We start from the raw sequence: 16338 nt of genomic DNA, 5'->3' as shown, positions 1-16338 counted from the left end.
GTACCGTCTCCGCCGACTGCACTAACTACGGCGTCGGCGTCCAGTCGCGATCTATGTTGAGTTCAGTCGACGAACGAGCGATCGCTTGCCGCGATGCGAACGGTCCGCCCCTCGATCGTCACTTCGCCGCGGGCGAGGGCGTCGATGGCTTCGGGAAGCGCGATCAGTTCCTGCTCGAATACTCGCGCGGCGAGCGTGTCGGGCGTGTCGTCCGGCAGAACGGGAACCGTCCTCTGCGACAGGATCGGGCCGTGGTCGAAACAGTCGTCGACGAAGTGGACAGTGCAGCCGGAGACCTTCACTCCGTACTCGATCGCCGCGGCATGCACCCGGCGGCCGTAGAAGCCGTGGCCGCTGAACGCGGGAACCAGGCTCGGGTGAATGTTAATCGTCTTCAAGCAGTAGTCGGGCGGCACGAGCACGTGCTTGAGGAAGCCGGCCATCACGATCAGGTCCGCACCGGCCTCGCGAGCGGCGCCGAAGATCGCCGCGGAGTAGTCCTCCGTGCTGGCGAAGTCCTTCCTGACGAACGATCGCGACGGCACCTTCGCTTCGCGAGCGTACGCCAATCCGCCTGCGTCAGGCGAACTGGAAAGCACGATCGCCACGTCCGCTCGCAGCTTGCCGGCGGCGCTTCTTTCCAGCAGGTTCTTCAGCGAACGCCCGCTGCCCGAGATGAACACGGCCAGCCGCAGGCGACGCTCGCCCGGAAACGGGACGTAAGGCTCGGGCGCGTCGTCGGTCGCCAGGCGGTCGAGGTTCATTGCGAGGAAAGGTCTCCCTTCGCGACGGACGTTCCCGCCGTTTCAGCGCTCGCGGATGCGGTCGGCGAAGGCTCGACGAAGAGGGTTATCTCCGTCTCGCCGATGGAGCGGCTGAGCGCCTCGGCGCCGGCCAGCGGTCCCGTGAGGAGTTCCTCGGCCAGCGTCTCGCCGCGGATGTAATCGGCGTTCTCGACGACCGCCTGAGCCAGTTCGTCCGAAGCAGAGACTACTCCGACGCGGATGCGGTCGGAGTAGTCGAGATCGAGTTCCTTCCGCCGATCCTGAATCAACCGGACCAGATCCCGTGCGAGACCTTCGCGAACGAGCTCCGGCGTCAACTCCGTCGCCAGGACGACGACCGCGCGGGGGCTTTGCGCCGCGGCCCAGCCCGCCTTGGCCTGCAGGCGGATTTCGAGCTCTTCCGGTTCGAACGTGACGGGCTGACCGTCGAGCGTCAGGGAGATCTTGCCGGCCGACTGAAGCTGGCGGTTCAATTCGCCGCCGTCCGCTTCGCCGAGGGCCTTCTTCGCGGCAGGCAATAGCTTGCCGAGCTTCGGCCCCAGGACGCGGAAGTTGGGCACGACCTTGTAGTCGACGTACGACGCGGCGTCCTGGACGTACTCCACGCGCTTGACGTTGAGTTCGTCCTCCAGCACGGCGTCATGCTGCCTCAGCCAGTCTAGATGCGTCGGCTGCGCGAGCGCGACCTCGACCCGCGCGAGGGGCTGACGCACCTTCAGCTTCTCCGCGCTCCGGGCGCTGCGCCCCAGCGACGCCAGCTCGCGCACGAGGGCCATTCGATCGGAGAGCGTCGCGTCGAAGCCGCCCGAGGCGCCGGTCGGATAGTCGCACAGATGGACGCTCCGCTTCGCCCGTCCCTCGAAACCGGCGGCGAGGTTGCGCCACATCGACTCGGCGATGAAGGGCGTGAACGGCGCGATCAGTCGGCAGGTCGTCGCCAGGCATTCGAACAGCGTCCAGTAGGCCGCGGCCTTGTCCTCGGCGTTCGCCGGATCGGCGGCGCTGCTCCAGAACCGATCGCGGCTCCGGCGAACGTACCAGTTCGACAGGCCGTCGACGAACTCGTTCAGCGCGCGGCAGGCCCCGAAGTTATCGTACGCGTCCATCCGCTCGGTCACCGCGCGGACGGTCTTGTCCAGTTCGCCCAGGACCCAGCGATCGACCTCGCTCCGCTGCTTCGGATCGACGTACGACTTCGCCTTGGCGAGATCTGCCGGGTCGAGCGATCCGACGTCGCCTGCGATCTCGCTGGCCGGATCGAAGCCGTCCATCCGGGCGTAGGTGACGAAGAACGAGAAGCAGTGCCAGAGCCGCAGCAGGAATTCAGGCACCGATTCCTTGATCGCCCGTTCGCTGTAAACGATCGAGTTCCAGGGGGGCTGAGCGGCGTAGAAGTACCACCGCAGCGCGTCGGCGCCATGGGCGTCGAAGATCTCCTGTGGACTGCGATAATTCCGCAGGCGCTTGGACATCTTGCCCGTCTTCTGGACGTACTTGCCGCCCGTCTTTTCGCGGGCTTCGTCCTCGGACAGGAAGGTCTGCTTGCCGTCCTTGCTTTCGTACCACTCGGCCAGCATCAGGCCGAGCACGATGCAGTTGCGGAACGGATGGGGGAACGGCGAGTTCGCCTCCATCAGCGCATCGCCGGTCGCGGGCGGAACGCCTTCGGGCGATTCGCCGAACAGCATCGTGCTGATCGCGAGCTGGCTATAGAACCAGCCGCGGGTCTGGTCGAGCGCCTCGCTGATGAAGTCCGCGGGAAACTGCGACGCGAAGTCGGCGTGCCCCTTGTGCGGGAAACCCCACTGCGCGAAGGGCATCGCGCCGGAGTCGTACCAGCAGTCGATCACCTCGCCCACGCGCCGCATCCGGGCGCCTGCCTCGAACGGGCTGTCGTACTCGACCGCGTCGATGTAGGGCTTATGGACCTTCAGGTCGTCCGCCAGGTTCGGATCGGCGGCCTTCGCCTGCTCCCAGACCTCCTGCCCCGAAAGTCCCGGCTTGGCGAGAAGTTCGTCGTAGCTGGCGATCGCCTCCATCTGGCCCGTGGAGTCGCAGACCCAGATGGGCAGCGGCGTCCCCCAGTAACGCTCGCGCGAGAGGGCCCAATCGACGTTCGATTCCAGGAAGTTACCGAAGCGGCCGTCGCGGATATGCTCGGGCAGCCAACCGATCTGACGGTTGTTCTCCAGCATCTTGTCGCGGAAGGCGGTCGTGCGGACGAACCAGCTCCGGCGCGGGTACTGGATCAGCGGATCCTGATCGGCTCGCCAGCAGAACGGATAGTCGTGGAGGTACTGCTCCTGAAAGAAGCGCAGGCCGCGCTCCTTCAATTCGTGCAGGATGTCTTTATCCGCGTCCTTCACCCAGCGTCCGACGTAGGGCCCGGCGACTTCGGTGAACTTGCCGTCCGGCCCGACAGCGCAGATCAGGTCGGGTCCGCCTGACGCGAAGCGTTCCCGCTCGCGAAGCAGGACGTCGAAGTCGACCTCGCCGAACGCCGGCGCCAGATGGACGATGCCGGAGCCCGAATCGGTCGTGACGAACTCTGCGTCGACGACGCGCCACGCGGCATGCTCTTCGCCGCCCGACTTCAGCGTGCCGAGCGCATCGCCCTCGCCCTTGCGGTAGTAATCGAACGGCGGGACGTAGCGCTTGCCGACAAGTTCCGTCCCCTTGAGCGTCTTCTCGACGACCAGCTCGCGTTTCACCTTCTCCTGCAACGTGCAGAGCAGGTCCGCAGCGAGGATCAACTTCGAATCGTCCTCCGGATCGCGGGCGACGACGTAGTCCAGATCGCCCCTGACCGCGGCGAACTGGTTGCTTGGGAGCGTCCAGGGGGTGGTCGTCCAGACCAGCAGCGACGCGGTCGGATCCTCGACCAGCGGGAAGCGGACGAAGACGCTCGGGTCGGCAACCTGGCGATAACCCTGGCCGACTTCGCCCGAGCTGAGCGCCGTGCCGCCCTGGGCCCACCACCAGACGATCTTGTGGCCCTGGTACAGCAGGCCCCGATCGAAAAGCTGCTTCAGCGACCACCAGACGCTTTCGACGAAGCTCTGGTGATACGTGACGTAGGCCTCGTCGAGGTCGACCCAGAAGCCGAGCCGCTCGGTCAGCTTCTCCCACTCCTGCATGTACCGCCAGACCGACTCGCGACACTTCTTGATGAAGGGCTCGACGCCGTAGGCTTCGATCTCCTCCTTGGAGTGGATGCCGAGTTCCTTGCAGACCTCGACTTCGACCGGCAGGCCGTGCGTATCCCACCCCGCCTTGCGCCGGCATTCGTAGCCGCGCATCGTCTTGTAACGGGGGAACAGATCCTTAATCGCGCGGGTCAGGCAGTGGCCCGGGTGGGGCATGCCGTTCGCCGTCGGCGGCCCCTCGTAGAAGACGAAGGGCTTGGAGCCCTTGCGCGCGCGGAGCGACTCTTCGTAGATCCGCTCCGACTTCCAGAAGTCGAGGATCGATTCCTCCAGCTTCGGAAACCGGGGGCTCGAAGGGACGGGCGCGAACATGAGCGTCTTCCTGGTGAACGAGCGAACGTGGCCGTCCGGGGCGAGCGGCGGGCGTGAGCCCTCCGTGTCTTGCGGCGCAAGGAACGCCCGGTAACCGCCGGCTCTCGCACGGAGGGCTTACGCCCTCCGCTCGCCTATGCCGAATTGCCCCGACGCGATCGGCGCTGGACCGGCTTAGCTCTAGACCGGCGGATCTTCCGGCTCGTCGATCACCGGGCCGCCTTCGTCGTCGAACTCTTCCAGGTCCGGATCGATTTCGCCGTCGTCGTCGCCCTCGATGACGGGCGGATCGGCATCTTCGCCGAACTCGTACTCGTCTTCGTACTCTTCTTCGAAGTCGTCGTCGAACTCGTAATCGAAGTCTTCTTCGTCGAAGTCCTCCGCCGCGTCGTCGTCCGGTTCCTCCGGCGCGTCGGCGGCATAGGGAGAGACGACTCCCGCATTCCGACGCGGAGCAGCGTCCGGCGACAGGGAGGGAAACGCCAGACCGGCGCCGAACTGCGATGACGAATCGAGGGGAGCGACGGCGAGCACGGAGGGCGAGACTTTCGGCGAGTCAGGAAATCGGACGAGGCGCCGGCGACCGTCGCGAGACGACCGCAGCGCCGCCGAGCCATCGAGACGGGGCGAACGGACCGTCCTTGAGACGCCGCGCGCAAGCACGTAAGTTTCGCCGCCCGCTGTGGTTTGTCAACAAGAGCGACGACAGCAACCCAGCACGGGCGACGATTGCCGTTCTTCCGTTCGTGGACGGGTTGAACAGGACGATTTAGATCGCAGGTTCCCGGCGACTGGGCCAACGGCCGACTCTAGATCGCGCCGTCGGCGAAGTTCGATTCGTCGAAAGGATGCCGCAGGCTTCCTGGCTCGCGACTACTTTCGCTCCTCGTTCCAGATCAGATAGTCACCGTACTTCGCCGGCAGCGGCTCATGACCGCCGGCCTTAACGCCCGCTTGCCAACCTTCCACCCAGCCGCGAATGGCATAGAGATTGGTCGCGGATGGATTCGTCGGGCACAAAAAATGTTCGCCCATCGCCCAGACGTAGCCGTCGCGATACTTGGCCAAGTAGCCTTTTCGCTTCTCGGCGTCATCGTCGAACGGGGTCTTTTCCGGGACGCGGACTGCTGACCAGCTCTGGATCGCGCTTTTCGCGTCCGGCTTCTGGCCGAAGGCGTCGGCGGCGCCGAAACAGAGCAGAATCGCACACCACGCCGCGCAAGCACACATCGCCGCGTAAGAATTGGGCATCGTTCGATCTCCAGAGAAGATTCGCTGACCGAGTCGATGCTATCCCGAGTATTTGCGTTTCCTGGTAACGGCTTCGTCATAGCGCCGAATTCATTCGCACGCACACTCCCCTACGCCTTGCCGTTCGCCGCAGGGAACTTCTCCGCCGTCCAGGCGAGCAGATCGTCTTTGCCTTTGCGAGCGCAGAAGTCGCCGAACGATTCGCCGCCGTCGCGGTCCTGCTTGAAGTAGGCCAGCACGTGGGCGATTTCGTCGACCAGGGTCTCGCGCGTCACGAGATCCTTGTAGATGAAGTTCAGCCGATGGCCGAGCACGCTGCCGCCGAGGAACAGCGTGTAGCGGTCCTTCGCCTTGCCGACGATGCCGACGTCGCTGTTGTAAGGCCGGGCGCACCCGTTGGGGCAGCCCGTCGCGCGGACGGTGAACGTTTCGTTCTCCAACCCCAGTTCAGCCAGCTTCGGCTCGAGTTCGCTGATGATCTCGGGCAGGACCCGCTCGCTCTCCGTAATCGCCAGTCCGCAGGTGGGCAGCGCGACGCAGGCCATCGACCAGCGGCGAACGATGGAGATCGACTCCGTTCGCGGGACGCCGTTGCGGTCGAGGATGTCATAGATCGACTGCTGCGCTTCCGCGGGCAGGTCGCAGAAGATCAGGCTCTGATGCGGCGTCACGCGGACGGGGCAGTCGTACTTGCCGCAGATCTCGCGGATCGCCCCTTTCCAGCGGATCTTGTCGTCGTCGTACAGGCGTCCGTTCTCGACGTTCAGGCCGTAGAAGAACTTGCCGTCCCCCTGCTCGCGCCAGCCCATTCCGTCGTCGTGGCCGCTGACGTCTTCGGGATGGAGGTCCGCGAGCGGGGCGCCGTAGTACTCTTCGACCTTCGACCGGAAGCGTTCGAGCCCCCAGTCCGCGATCAGATACTTCATCCGCGAGTACTTGCGATCTGCGCGGTTGCCGAAGTCGCGCTGTACCTTCACGATCGCTTCGCAGACCTCTTCCACCTGGTCCGGCGTGACGAAGCACATCCGCTTGCCGACGGCAGGGAAGGTCTTCTTCATCGCAGGCGTAACGCCGAAACCTCCGCCTACGATGACGTTGTAGCCGATGATGCGATCGCCTTCGAGGATCGCCATCAGGCCGATCTCGTGAGCGTACAGATCGACGCTGTTGTCGAACGCGAAGCCGATCGCGATCTTGAACTTGCGCGGCAGATAGACCTTGCCGTAGATCGGCTCCACGTCCTCTTCCGCGGTCCCGCCGACGAGAAGATCAGGAGCGGCTCCGTCCGGATCGCGAAGCCAGATCTCGTAGTAGCCGTTCGACTTCGCGGCGAATCGATCCGCGAGCGAATCGGCGAGCCGCTGCACTTCTTCGTAGTACGGCTTTTTGATCGGGACGGGCGAGGCCATGATGTTTCGGACCACGTCGCCGCACGCGTTCTTCGTGCTGAGCGCGATCGCGTTGATCCGTCGGATCGTCGGCCGAAGACCGGCCTTCTTCACGCCGTGGAACTGCACGCCCTGCCGGGTCGTGAGACGCACGGTGCTGTTGGCGAGTACTTCGCCGATCTCCAGCAGCCCGACAAGCTGCTCGCTGGTCAGTCGTCCGCCGGGCATCCGGCAGCGAATCATGAAGATGTAGTCCTTGGTCGACTTTTTGCCCTCGAGCGAATGGTTGCGGTTCTCCCGGTCATCCTGCTGATAGCTGCCGTGGAACTTGATCAGTTGGGTCGTCGGCTTCGGAAAAGCGTCAGTCGGCTGGGCGAGTTCTTCGGCGATCGAACCGCGCAGGTAATTGCTGGTCTCCTTGATGCCTTCGACCGGGCTAAGTTTCGTCTCGGATTCAGCTTGCGACATGAAACGCTCTTCGAGCCCCAGGGCGGACGACGTGCAGGCGACCGGTAACGAGCAGCCAGCGGTACGGGCGACGCAGGGGGCGTTAATCCCCCTCAGCAGACGCAACTCCCCAAGCTAGACAGGGCTGCGGGGCTTGCGGTTCTGCCGATTATATCGGCCGAAGGCGACCGCTTCCATGGCGACCCCTCCGCGGCGAATCAACCTGCGGGTATTCACGGAGGTCCAGTCCCGTCAAGGGTTTAGGTCGGACTTTTCTGAATATTCGGGCGACTTCAGCATTTCGCCTGCGTTCTTAAAGGTGGATAATTTGATGCATTGAAGCATCCCGCTCGCATACCCCGCCAGAAGGTCTCCCCATGATCGTGATTCGCCATCGGCAGACGGAGGCGCCGCTCATCGAGCGCGAGGGAAAGGACATCTGCTCCGTCAAATTGGACGGAGCCCAACTTTCCGAAGCCGACTTTCGGGGGATGGATCTCACGAACGTCGATCTGCGGAATTCCAACCTGAAGTTCGCCGACTTCGAGGGCGCGAATCTCACGAACGCGATCCTGCTGGCGTCCTGCCTGGACCACGCGAACTTCGCTGGTGCGATTCTGGACAAGGCCGATCTGACGGACGCTTCCTGTAAAGGAGCGACGTTCGACCGGGTCCGCGCGATCGGCTGCATCGCCCGCTACACGAAGTTCAACGAAGCGTCGTTCGCCGATTCGGACTTCTCCAAGTCCGACTTCAGCATGGCCCAGTTCCAGTACGCCAACCTGGGCGAGGCGACTTTCAATCGCTGCGACCTCCGCGGCGCCGATCTCCGGCACGCCAATCTGACCGGCGCCAAGTTCTGCGGCGCCAACCTGACGCATGCCGCTATGGCGGACGCCACGCTGAATCGTACGCACTTCGAAGACGCGATCGGCAGCGCGGGCCACCACCTCGACGGTCACGGCCACTGCCGCAAGAAGCCCAAGAAGTCCTGGTGGGCGATCTGGCAGCGCTAGGCGTCGCACCGGCCGAGCCGGCTCGGGCCCCTATTCGTCCGGCGATAGTTCGATACGAAACTCTCCCTGCGCTCGCGAGCGCAGGGACGACGGCAGGTTGGTCCGCAGGTAAAGCGTCCCGCCGTTCTCGGGAACGAACGTCAACGCCTCGCCCACGACGCTCGGTCGCAACAACGGCGAAGGCCGTCCCGCCAGCGGCTCGCCCTCGTCCAGGATCGCGTACTGGACCTCGCCGTACGGCCTGCCGCTGAAGTACCAGAGCGTGACGCCCGCCGGACCGTGATCCACCTGCGTCTCGCCGACGGTGACGCTTCCCGACCCCGCGACGGCGAGCTTGTACGACTTCCCGGCGGTCAATTCCGCGCCCGTCGATTGCCACCCCGCGTCCGTTCTCAGATCGATCGTCCGGGGACCGTCGAGCGGCGTCGCTTCGCGTCGGACCGGGACGTTCGCCGCGACGTCGTAGCCGTAATCCATCTCGGCGGCGAGCAGCGTCCAATCCTCCTGAAGACGGGGCCATTCCTCACGGAGCGCGACGCGCAGGCGCTCCGTAAAGTCTCCCGCGAAGTCGCCCGCGTGCTTCGGCATCTCGGCGAACGCCGCCTTGGACGCGGGATGCTCCGCCAGGAACGCACAGAGCGCCCAGCTCCAGGCATAGGCCTCGGTCTCCCGGTGAGCCGTTCCGCTGAAGGAGAGAATCTCCTCAGGCGTCTTCGCCTTGCTGGCTGCCCAGGCGTCGCGCAGAACTTTCGTCCGCCCCCACAGCGGAACCTCTTCCCGACTCTGCGGCATGACCGGCAGCTTCAGCGCGTCGTTCTCGATACGGTGCGTCGCCAGCAGCTCCGCCATCCCTTCGGCGTACCAGGGAGGACCGAGGCCTCCGAGGGCGTAGCTCATGAAGGCATGCACGCCTTCGTGCAGGAACAGGTGGCGCTGGTAGTAGCCCAGTTCTTCCTGGCGCCGGACCCAGAATTCGAGACCCTGCTGGTAGCCGTGCCTCACGTCGGGAACCTGCTCGCCGAACAGGCCCAGCGCGCGAAACGGCTCCTCGCGATCCATCAAGTAGGCCTGCACCTTCCAGTCGGCGTACGATGCCTGCGGAACGTCCAGGTACTCCGCCCATAGAGGAGTCGCTTCGTCGAACAGCGCCGGCAACCCATCGATCTCCGGCGACGACGGGAGATCCGTGACCAGTCGCAGATGCTCGCCTTCCAGGATTCGCAGTCCCGCCGCCTGCGCCCGGGCGCGATCGATCTCGGGCGGAGGAGGAAACTGCTGCTTCAACTTGCCCCGTTCGTCCAGCGCCCCCTCGCTCAGGACGTCCGCCAGCGTCGGCGTCACAGCGTCATCCGCGGAATCGTCTCCTTCGCCCGCAGGTTGGAACGTCAGCGAAGGAAAGTCGCCCGACTGGGGACGAAGAGCAGGATCCGGGCCCGGCTTTTCGAGCGTATCGGCGGCCGGGGAACGGGGCGTGAACGTCTCGCCCGGAGACGCGACCTTCGGCGGAGACGCGACGCCGGCAGGACCGACCGCCGCTTGATCGCCAAGCGCCTCTTCGGACGAACCGCCGCACCCGGTCGCGCTCAGTGTTACTGTGATCGCGACCGCGGCCGCGACTGAAGTGGACAAGGGAAAGGCGTATCGGGAGCGCATAGCGCGTCCTTGCAGAGAAGGGCTTCCGACGAGGCGCGACGGTCGCTTCACGATAGGATGCGGAAGGCCTTCGCGAAAGATCGTACGTCCTGGGACGAACGGCTTCGGCCGGCGGTTCGCCCGTATAGGCGGGCGCTGACTGACTCTCTCTTTTGGATGGCGTCCTCTTGATCGATCCCATCGAACGACGTCGGTTTCTTCAGAACGCGGGCCTGCTGGCGGCGGCGGCGGCGTTGCCCGGCTGCATCGGAAGCGCCGCAGAAGAGGTCATCGTCTACAGCGCTCTCGATCGCGAATTCTCGGAACCTGTGCTGCAGGACTTCGCCGCCGAGACCGGGATCGCGACGCTGCCCAAGTACGACGTCGAATCGACGAAGACCGTCGGTCTGGTCAATCTGCTGATCGAGGAACAGGCGCGGCCGCGGTGCGATCTGTTCTGGAACAACGAAATCCTGCACGCGGTGCGGCTGGAACGCGAGGGGCTGCTCGAGACGTACGCTTCGCCCGTTCGCGACGCCTTTCCTGCCTGGGCCACGTCGCCGAACCAGACCTGGCAGGGCTTCGCCGCCCGGGCGCGGGTCTTCATCGTCAACAAGGACCTGGTGAACGAGAGCGGCTTCCGCCCGACGACGATTCACGATCTCGCGGAAGGGCGATTCTTGGAAAAGTGCTCGATCGCGAAGCCGCTGTTCGGCACGACCGCGTCGCATGCCGCGGTCCTTTTCGCGATGTGGGGGGCCGACGAGGCCCAGCGCTTCTTCGAGGGCGTTCACCGTACCGCGAAGGTTCTCAGCGGCAATCGCCAGGTCGCCGCGTCGGTCGCCTCCGGAGAGACGCTCTTCGGCTGGACCGATACGGATGACGCCGCCGTCGAGATCGCCGCCGGGGCGCCGGTGGAAATCGTCTACCCCGATCAGGCGGGGGATGAGATGGGGACGCTACTCATTCCCAATACGCTCTGCCTGATCAAAGGCGGCCCCCATCCAGAGAACGCCAGGAAGCTGTTCGACTGGCTGCTCGCCCCGCAGATCGAAGCCCGGCTCGCGAAGGGAGAGAGTCGTCAGATTCCCTTGCATCGCGACGCTAAGGCGAGGCCGGACGTGCTGCCGACGCCGGTTCCGCGGTGGGCGGAGCCAGATTTCGCCGCGGCGGCGGACGCCTGGGACGACGCGGCGAAGTTTTTGCGCGATCTGTTCGTCGACGCGGAGACGAACTCGCCTTGAGCGTTCGCTTCGCATTCGCTAGACGAGGGCGTCGAAGTCGGTTCGTCGACTGCCGCCGAAGGAATGCCTGCGATGCGTGCGAAGTTCGTTCTCTGTTCTGCGTCGGTCGCCGTTGCGCTGACGCTCGGCTGCTCCGGCGCGCCTGAATCCGCGCGAGTCAGCGCTCCGAAGGAAACTGCGGCAGCGGTCCAGAAGGCGAACGCGGCGGACGAGAAAGTTTCGCCGGCGCCGTCGGAAGCGACCGCAGATTCTTCGTCGAACGCGGTTCCGCCTGGCGCCGTCGAGTACGTCGACGACGTTCAGTACTTTCCGCCGGCGAGCGAGTTTCTGCTAAATCCTGCCCAGGAATCGAGCTCGACGCCGCCCACGGAAACCGCTCCCGAACCCGAACCGCTGAAGTCCTTCCGTCCCGAAGACGGCAGCTTCGAGGTTCTGTTTCCGACGGAGCCGGAAACGGCGAGCGAAACGCTGCAGGATGGCGGAAACCTGGCGATCTATCGCAGCGCAGCGAGCGGCGTCGAGCGTCAGGTCAGCGCTTTCGATCTGCCCGAGGCGATGACCCGCGAGAGCGCCGAGGCGACGCTGCAGTCGGTCGCCGCGTCGATCATCGAAGCCGCCGGCGGCGAGGCGCTCGAACGGGCGATCGTGACGGGGCTCGATTATCCCGCGGTGCGCTACGACTACGTCTACGAAGCGGCGGGCGAACGCTTCCGAACGGCAGGCATCCTGGCGGTCGTCGACAGTCGACAGTTTCAGGCGAGCGTGCTGGCGACCGAAGAAGCGTGGGACGAGGAGGCGACGTCGACGTTTCTCGCCTCGTTCCATCCCTCGTTCCAGACGCCGACCCTAACGGCTCCGCAATTCAGCGGACCGAAGATCGCCGACGAACCGCAGGAGATGAAGGTCCTGCCGGCAAGTTCTCCGACGACCGAGGCGCCTCCTGCGAATCCCATCGCTGGCGCAGCGACTGCGACGGAAGAGCCGGCCCCGGTCGGCGTCGAGCGCCGGCTCCCCTGGGTCGACGCGACCGTCATCTTCCCGGCTGAACCGGAGACGCTCTCCGACGAAGCGACGGCGGAATCCGACCGTATGTTCCACGCCTTCGCCGGCGCGCAGTCGTTCTCCGTGACGCTCCATCGCGAAGAGGAGGCCCTGCCGATCGAGATCGCACGAGAAATCCTGGCCGCGACCGCGGAAGCGATCGCCAGTTCCGTCGAGGGCGAAGCGATCGTGAGCGAACCGGCTCCGGGCGAAGCTCTCGCCGACCAGGGATTCGGCGACCAGGGGTTCGCCGACCATCGTCTGTCGTATCGCTACGCAGGGGACGGATCAGGTCCGGTGCAGGTTCGTCAGCGGCTTCTCTTCATCGACGGAGTGCAGGTCTACCTGATCGTCGCCGGCCCCGTCGAAGGGTTCGACGAAGCGGCCGCCGAACGGTTCCTGAACTCCTGGTCGCTTGCCGGCAATGACGCCGTGGCCGAAGGCGCCGCGAGCGAGAGCGCCGAAGCCCGGTAAGCGAACGCCCGCCGCGCCCGACGTAGAACAAGGCGCAGGACAAGAGAGGCGAGGGCCGCGACGCAGAGAGAGATGAGCGTCCACCGGACCGCGGCAGCGACGGGGAACGACATCCCGACGCCGGTGAACAGCAGGACGTACCCCGCGACGCACGCCGGGCACTTCGGCATCAGCGCGAGCGTCGTCACGGGCAGCGCCCATTGGAATAGCGCCGTTGCGCGACTCGGAGATCGCGTGAGCATCTCCATTTTGCTCCTCTTCTCCTTCGGGTGCCACTGGCTTTGCCAGTGCCGAAGCGAGACAAGAGCCGTCCATGATGGTCGAGATTGACCAACGGCAACACTGGCAGAGCCAGCGCCACCCGAGAAGAGCGGAACATGAGGAGCGCCGGTAGTCCGCTCGCTACCTGAGTCGACAGGCGACTTGTGGTCTCGATCATTGCAACAGCAGAGCATGGCAGCCTCCTCGCGCGACGCCGGACCCGAGAGCGTTACGACAGAGCAGGGCCCGTGACGCCGGGCTTCTCTGCCCAAGGGTCGATGAAGACGAGGTCGTCGTAGCGATCGTGATGGCGGAGCCAGCCCATCCCGCCCGACTGCGCCTCGTCGCGACCCTTCGGCGTAAGGTCGATGTAGCGATACGCCGTCAGGAAGTCTTCCAGGCCGCGGGCGAAGACGGAGTACGTGTGGTAGACGTCCCCCCGCTCGTCCTTCGCGAAGACTGACAGCCCGGGCAACTCGCGGATGCCGAACGCCTTGCCCGTGAAGTTGTACGTCGCCTCTCCGCCCATCAGCTCTTCATCCGTGAACGAGACGCCGAAGTCGCGTCCGAAGTCGTTCTCCTCGCCGGAGACCCAGGGGAACGTCCATCCCATGCGCGTGCGGAAGGCTTCGATCTTCTCGATCGAAGCCTTGGAGACCGTGACGAACGAGATATCGCGGTGCGCCAGGTGCGTGACGATCCCGTCGGAATGGTCCGCGATGAACGAGCACGACTTGCACCCCTGCGACCAGGTCGGGTCGAACATGAAGTGGTAGATGATGAGCTGGCTCTTTTCGCCGAACAGCTCGGCCAGCGAGACGCTGCCCGTCGACGCGGCGAAGCGATAGTCCTGCTCGACCTTGACCCAGGGCAGCTGCCGGACCTTCGCGGCGAGCGCGTCGCGCTGCCGGGTCAGTTCCTTCTCTTCAGTCAGGAGAGCGATCCGCTCCTTGAGCCATTCTTCGCGAGAGACGACGCGCTGCCCCGCCGGGGCGCTGGCGATAGCCATTGTTAAGCTCCTGTGGCGACAACCCTGATCAGCCGCGAACGCGACTGCATCGACGTGAAAGAAAGAGTCGGTCAAAAGAACTCAGCCCCGGCTCTTGCGCTCGGCGACTTCCTTGACGCGCGAGAGTCCGTGCTCCCAGCCTTGCGGCATGTCGTGACGACGCGGTTCGGGAATGAGGCCCATCGCGCGATGGACGAGCGTCAGACGCACGCCGTTGCCCTCGGGCGCGAGCCGATACTGCACGTGATTGAGCGAGGGCGTCGACATCATCATCGGGCCGCTTATCTCCAGCAGCGTCGGCGCCTTGATGACCTGCACATGGCCCCACAGGTGGCCGTACTTGTGCCCGCCGGCTTCGCCCAGGTCGCGATACCAGCGACCGCCCGGCCAAGGCTCGATCTTCATGGGATACGGCGTTCCGTCGGGAAGCTGGCTCCCCGGCCCGAGTTCCTCGAGCGTGGCCTCGAACGCGATCGCGAGCGTCGCCGCGATGAAGACATCCTTCCGGATCTCGAGCGTGTGAATCGTTTCCTGATCGGTGACGGCGGACATCGGACTCGCTTTCTCAAGAGGAACCGGGTTCTTCGGCAGACTTGTTCGCTTCGCGTTCCATCCGTTCGGCGCGCTCCTGGATGCGCGAAAGCTGATGGTCCCAGAAGCGCTCGTAGTTCTTGACCCATTCGTAAACGGGCTTCAGCTTCTCGCCGTTAAGGCTGTACACGCGACGCTTGCCCCGCTGCACGACGTCGACGAGGCCCACCTTGCGCAGCACGCCGAGGTGCTTCGAGACCTGCGGCTGAGGCCAGCCGAGCTGTTCGACGAGCCAGGTGACGTCCCGCTCCCCTTCGCCTGCGGCGAGCTTGCCGATGATCTCGCGTCGTCGCGGTTCGGCGATCGCCGCGAAAGCGTCTGCGGTGGTGGGCGCTCGTGCCATGGCCGAATCATATACCCATATGGGAATAGGTCAAGCGAAAAGTTTCCGGACCGGCTGCTCGATTCGTTTTCGAGCGGACGGTCCGGAGAGAGAAGAGTCGCGAGCCTGCGTTCTCTGTAGGGTGGGTCATTGACCCACCGTCATCGGACGCGGCCCGGGAGCAAGGTGGGTCAATGACCCACCCTACGGGAGAGACGAGAGCGCTTACTTCTCGACGTCGATCGCGAAGAGCTCGGCGATCGACACGGGAGCTCCGCCTTGCTCGGCGCTCAGGCGTGCGGCTTCCATGAAGGCGTAGATCTCCAGCGTCTCCTGATTGGAGACGGGCGACTTGCCGGTGCGGAAGAAGTCCTCGATGGCGAGGACCAGCGGACCGTAGCCCTGGAACTTGCCGAGCGTCCTGATCGACTTCGTACCGTAGATCGTTCCGCCGTAGCTGCCGCTTCCCTGGCGAATGCCGCGGAAGGTTCCGATCCGGCCGTCGGCCCAGCGCCCTACGGCGAGATCGGTCCCGTCGGTCGCCGTGCAGCTCACGCTTTCGCAGCCGGGGCCCATGATCGTGAACAGCGTCTCGACGCCATGGATGCCGTACCAGTACAGCCGCGAGTGGTGCGGCTCGAGCGAGCAGGGGCTATACGTCTCCGCGCCGACGATCTCTCCGACGGTCTCCGGCGCCAGATCTTCCGCCGACGGCTGATAACGGAGCGAACTCGCCGAGAAGATCGGAAGCCCTGCCGCCTCGGCCTGACGATAGATCCAGAGCGTATCTTCCCACGCCGCGGCTGCCGGCTTGTCGGCGAAGACGGGTTTCTTCGCGGCGAGGATCTTCGCGAACTGTTCCTTCCTGAGCGTGCCGTCGTTCGTTTCCAGCAGCACGCCGTCGACCTTCTCGAGGAGCGCGTCGATCGAGTCGACGATCTCGATCCCCATTCCCTTAAAGTCTTCGGTGAACTTCGGAATGCGGGAGGCGCTCGACTCGATCTGCGAGCTGCCGAAGGGATACGCGGCCACGACGCGGACGGGCCGCTTCCCTTCCTCGACCGCCCGTTCGTTCATCGCCTTCGCGAAGGCGGGCGAGTGGGACGTATCGAGGCCGATGACGCCGAGTTTGATCGCGTCTTCCTGAGCGAGAGCGGGCATGGCGGAAGCGAGAGAGAGGGTCGCCAAAGCGAACAGCGAAAGCGCCAGGGGGCGAATCATGGCAGGCATCTCCAGGAGGCGGGTAGCGACAGGCGGGATCGTGCGGGGCGAGAGCGGAACCGAACCTAAGGAGCGCGAGGGCCCTCCGTCCGACTTCTCGTTCGGCGGCGTTCGTGCGGCGCTCCGTCGATCCGTTCG

Annotated in this window: 13 protein-coding genes; 3 read left to right on the top strand and 10 right to left on the bottom strand. The window is 65.0% G+C overall.

The annotated features are described in order from the left end of the window. Window positions 1-62: 62 nt before the first annotated feature. The 5 genes from purN to SH602x_RS04565 form a co-directional block, all read right to left on the bottom strand. On the bottom strand, window positions 63-764 hold the full coding sequence (gene purN / locus SH602x_RS04585) for a phosphoribosylglycinamide formyltransferase (RefSeq protein WP_479475673.1): 702 nt from the start codon (window positions 762-764) through the stop codon (window positions 63-65). Next, window positions 761-4303 carry an isoleucine--tRNA ligase gene (ileS, locus tag SH602x_RS04580; RefSeq protein ID WP_479475672.1) on the bottom strand — a complete coding sequence of 1181 codons (3543 nt, stop codon included), beginning with the start codon at window positions 4301-4303 and terminating at the stop codon, window positions 761-763. The genes purN and ileS overlap by 4 nt, the downstream gene beginning before the upstream one ends. Window positions 4304-4483: 180 nt before the next feature. Then, on the bottom strand, window positions 4484-4837 hold the full coding sequence (locus SH602x_RS04575; protein WP_479475671.1) for a hypothetical protein: 354 nt from the start codon (window positions 4835-4837) through the stop codon (window positions 4484-4486). 339 nt (window positions 4838-5176) lie between these two features. Further along, on the bottom strand, window positions 5177-5554 hold the full coding sequence (locus SH602x_RS04570; protein WP_479475670.1) for a hypothetical protein: 378 nt from the start codon (window positions 5552-5554) through the stop codon (window positions 5177-5179). Between the two features lie 110 nt (window positions 5555-5664). After that, complete coding sequence (locus tag SH602x_RS04565; RefSeq protein WP_479475669.1) at window positions 5665-7410, bottom strand: NADPH-dependent assimilatory sulfite reductase hemoprotein subunit; 1746 nt, start codon at window positions 7408-7410, stop codon at window positions 5665-5667. Window positions 7411-7766: 356 nt separating this feature from the next. Here SH602x_RS04565 and SH602x_RS04560 point away from each other — a divergent pair, with 356 nt between their 5' ends. Then, window positions 7767-8405, top strand: coding sequence for a pentapeptide repeat-containing protein (locus SH602x_RS04560; protein WP_479475668.1), 639 nt, complete (start codon window positions 7767-7769; stop codon window positions 8403-8405). 30 nt (window positions 8406-8435) lie between these two features. On the opposite strand, the gene SH602x_RS04555 is transcribed toward SH602x_RS04560, so the two are convergent. Then, on the bottom strand, window positions 8436-10034 hold the full coding sequence (locus SH602x_RS04555) for a hypothetical protein (protein ID WP_479475667.1): 1599 nt from the start codon (window positions 10032-10034) through the stop codon (window positions 8436-8438). A 191-nt stretch (window positions 10035-10225) separates the two neighbouring features. On the opposite strand from SH602x_RS04555, the gene SH602x_RS04550 reads away from it, so the two are divergent. Both SH602x_RS04550 and SH602x_RS04545 read left to right on the top strand, forming a co-directional pair. After that, entirely contained in the window at window positions 10226-11281 is a 1056-nt protein-coding gene (locus tag SH602x_RS04550; RefSeq protein ID WP_479475666.1) for an extracellular solute-binding protein, read from the top strand. A 72-nt stretch (window positions 11282-11353) separates the two neighbouring features. Next, window positions 11354-12796, top strand: a complete 1443-nt coding sequence (locus tag SH602x_RS04545) for a hypothetical protein (RefSeq protein WP_479475665.1) — start codon at window positions 11354-11356, stop codon at window positions 12794-12796. 490 nt (window positions 12797-13286) lie between these two features. On the opposite strand, the gene SH602x_RS04540 is transcribed toward SH602x_RS04545, so the two are convergent. From SH602x_RS04540 to SH602x_RS04525, 4 genes are all read right to left on the bottom strand, one after another. Then, window positions 13287-14066 carry a DUF899 domain-containing protein gene (locus SH602x_RS04540; protein WP_479475664.1) on the bottom strand — a complete coding sequence of 260 codons (780 nt, stop codon included), beginning with the start codon at window positions 14064-14066 and terminating at the stop codon, window positions 13287-13289. Between the two features lie 81 nt (window positions 14067-14147). After that, complete coding sequence (locus SH602x_RS04535; protein WP_479475663.1) at window positions 14148-14618, bottom strand: SRPBCC family protein; 471 nt, start codon at window positions 14616-14618, stop codon at window positions 14148-14150. 13 nt (window positions 14619-14631) lie between these two features. Continuing rightward, window positions 14632-15000, bottom strand: a complete 369-nt coding sequence (locus SH602x_RS04530; protein WP_479475662.1) for an ArsR/SmtB family transcription factor — start codon at window positions 14998-15000, stop codon at window positions 14632-14634. A 204-nt stretch (window positions 15001-15204) separates the two neighbouring features. Next, window positions 15205-16200, bottom strand: coding sequence for a Gfo/Idh/MocA family protein (locus SH602x_RS04525; protein WP_479475661.1), 996 nt, complete (start codon window positions 16198-16200; stop codon window positions 15205-15207). Window positions 16201-16338 lie beyond the last annotated feature (138 nt).

This window comes from Lignipirellula cremea (assembly GCF_056501455.1).
This window is presented reverse-complemented; position numbering and strand designations above follow the sequence as displayed.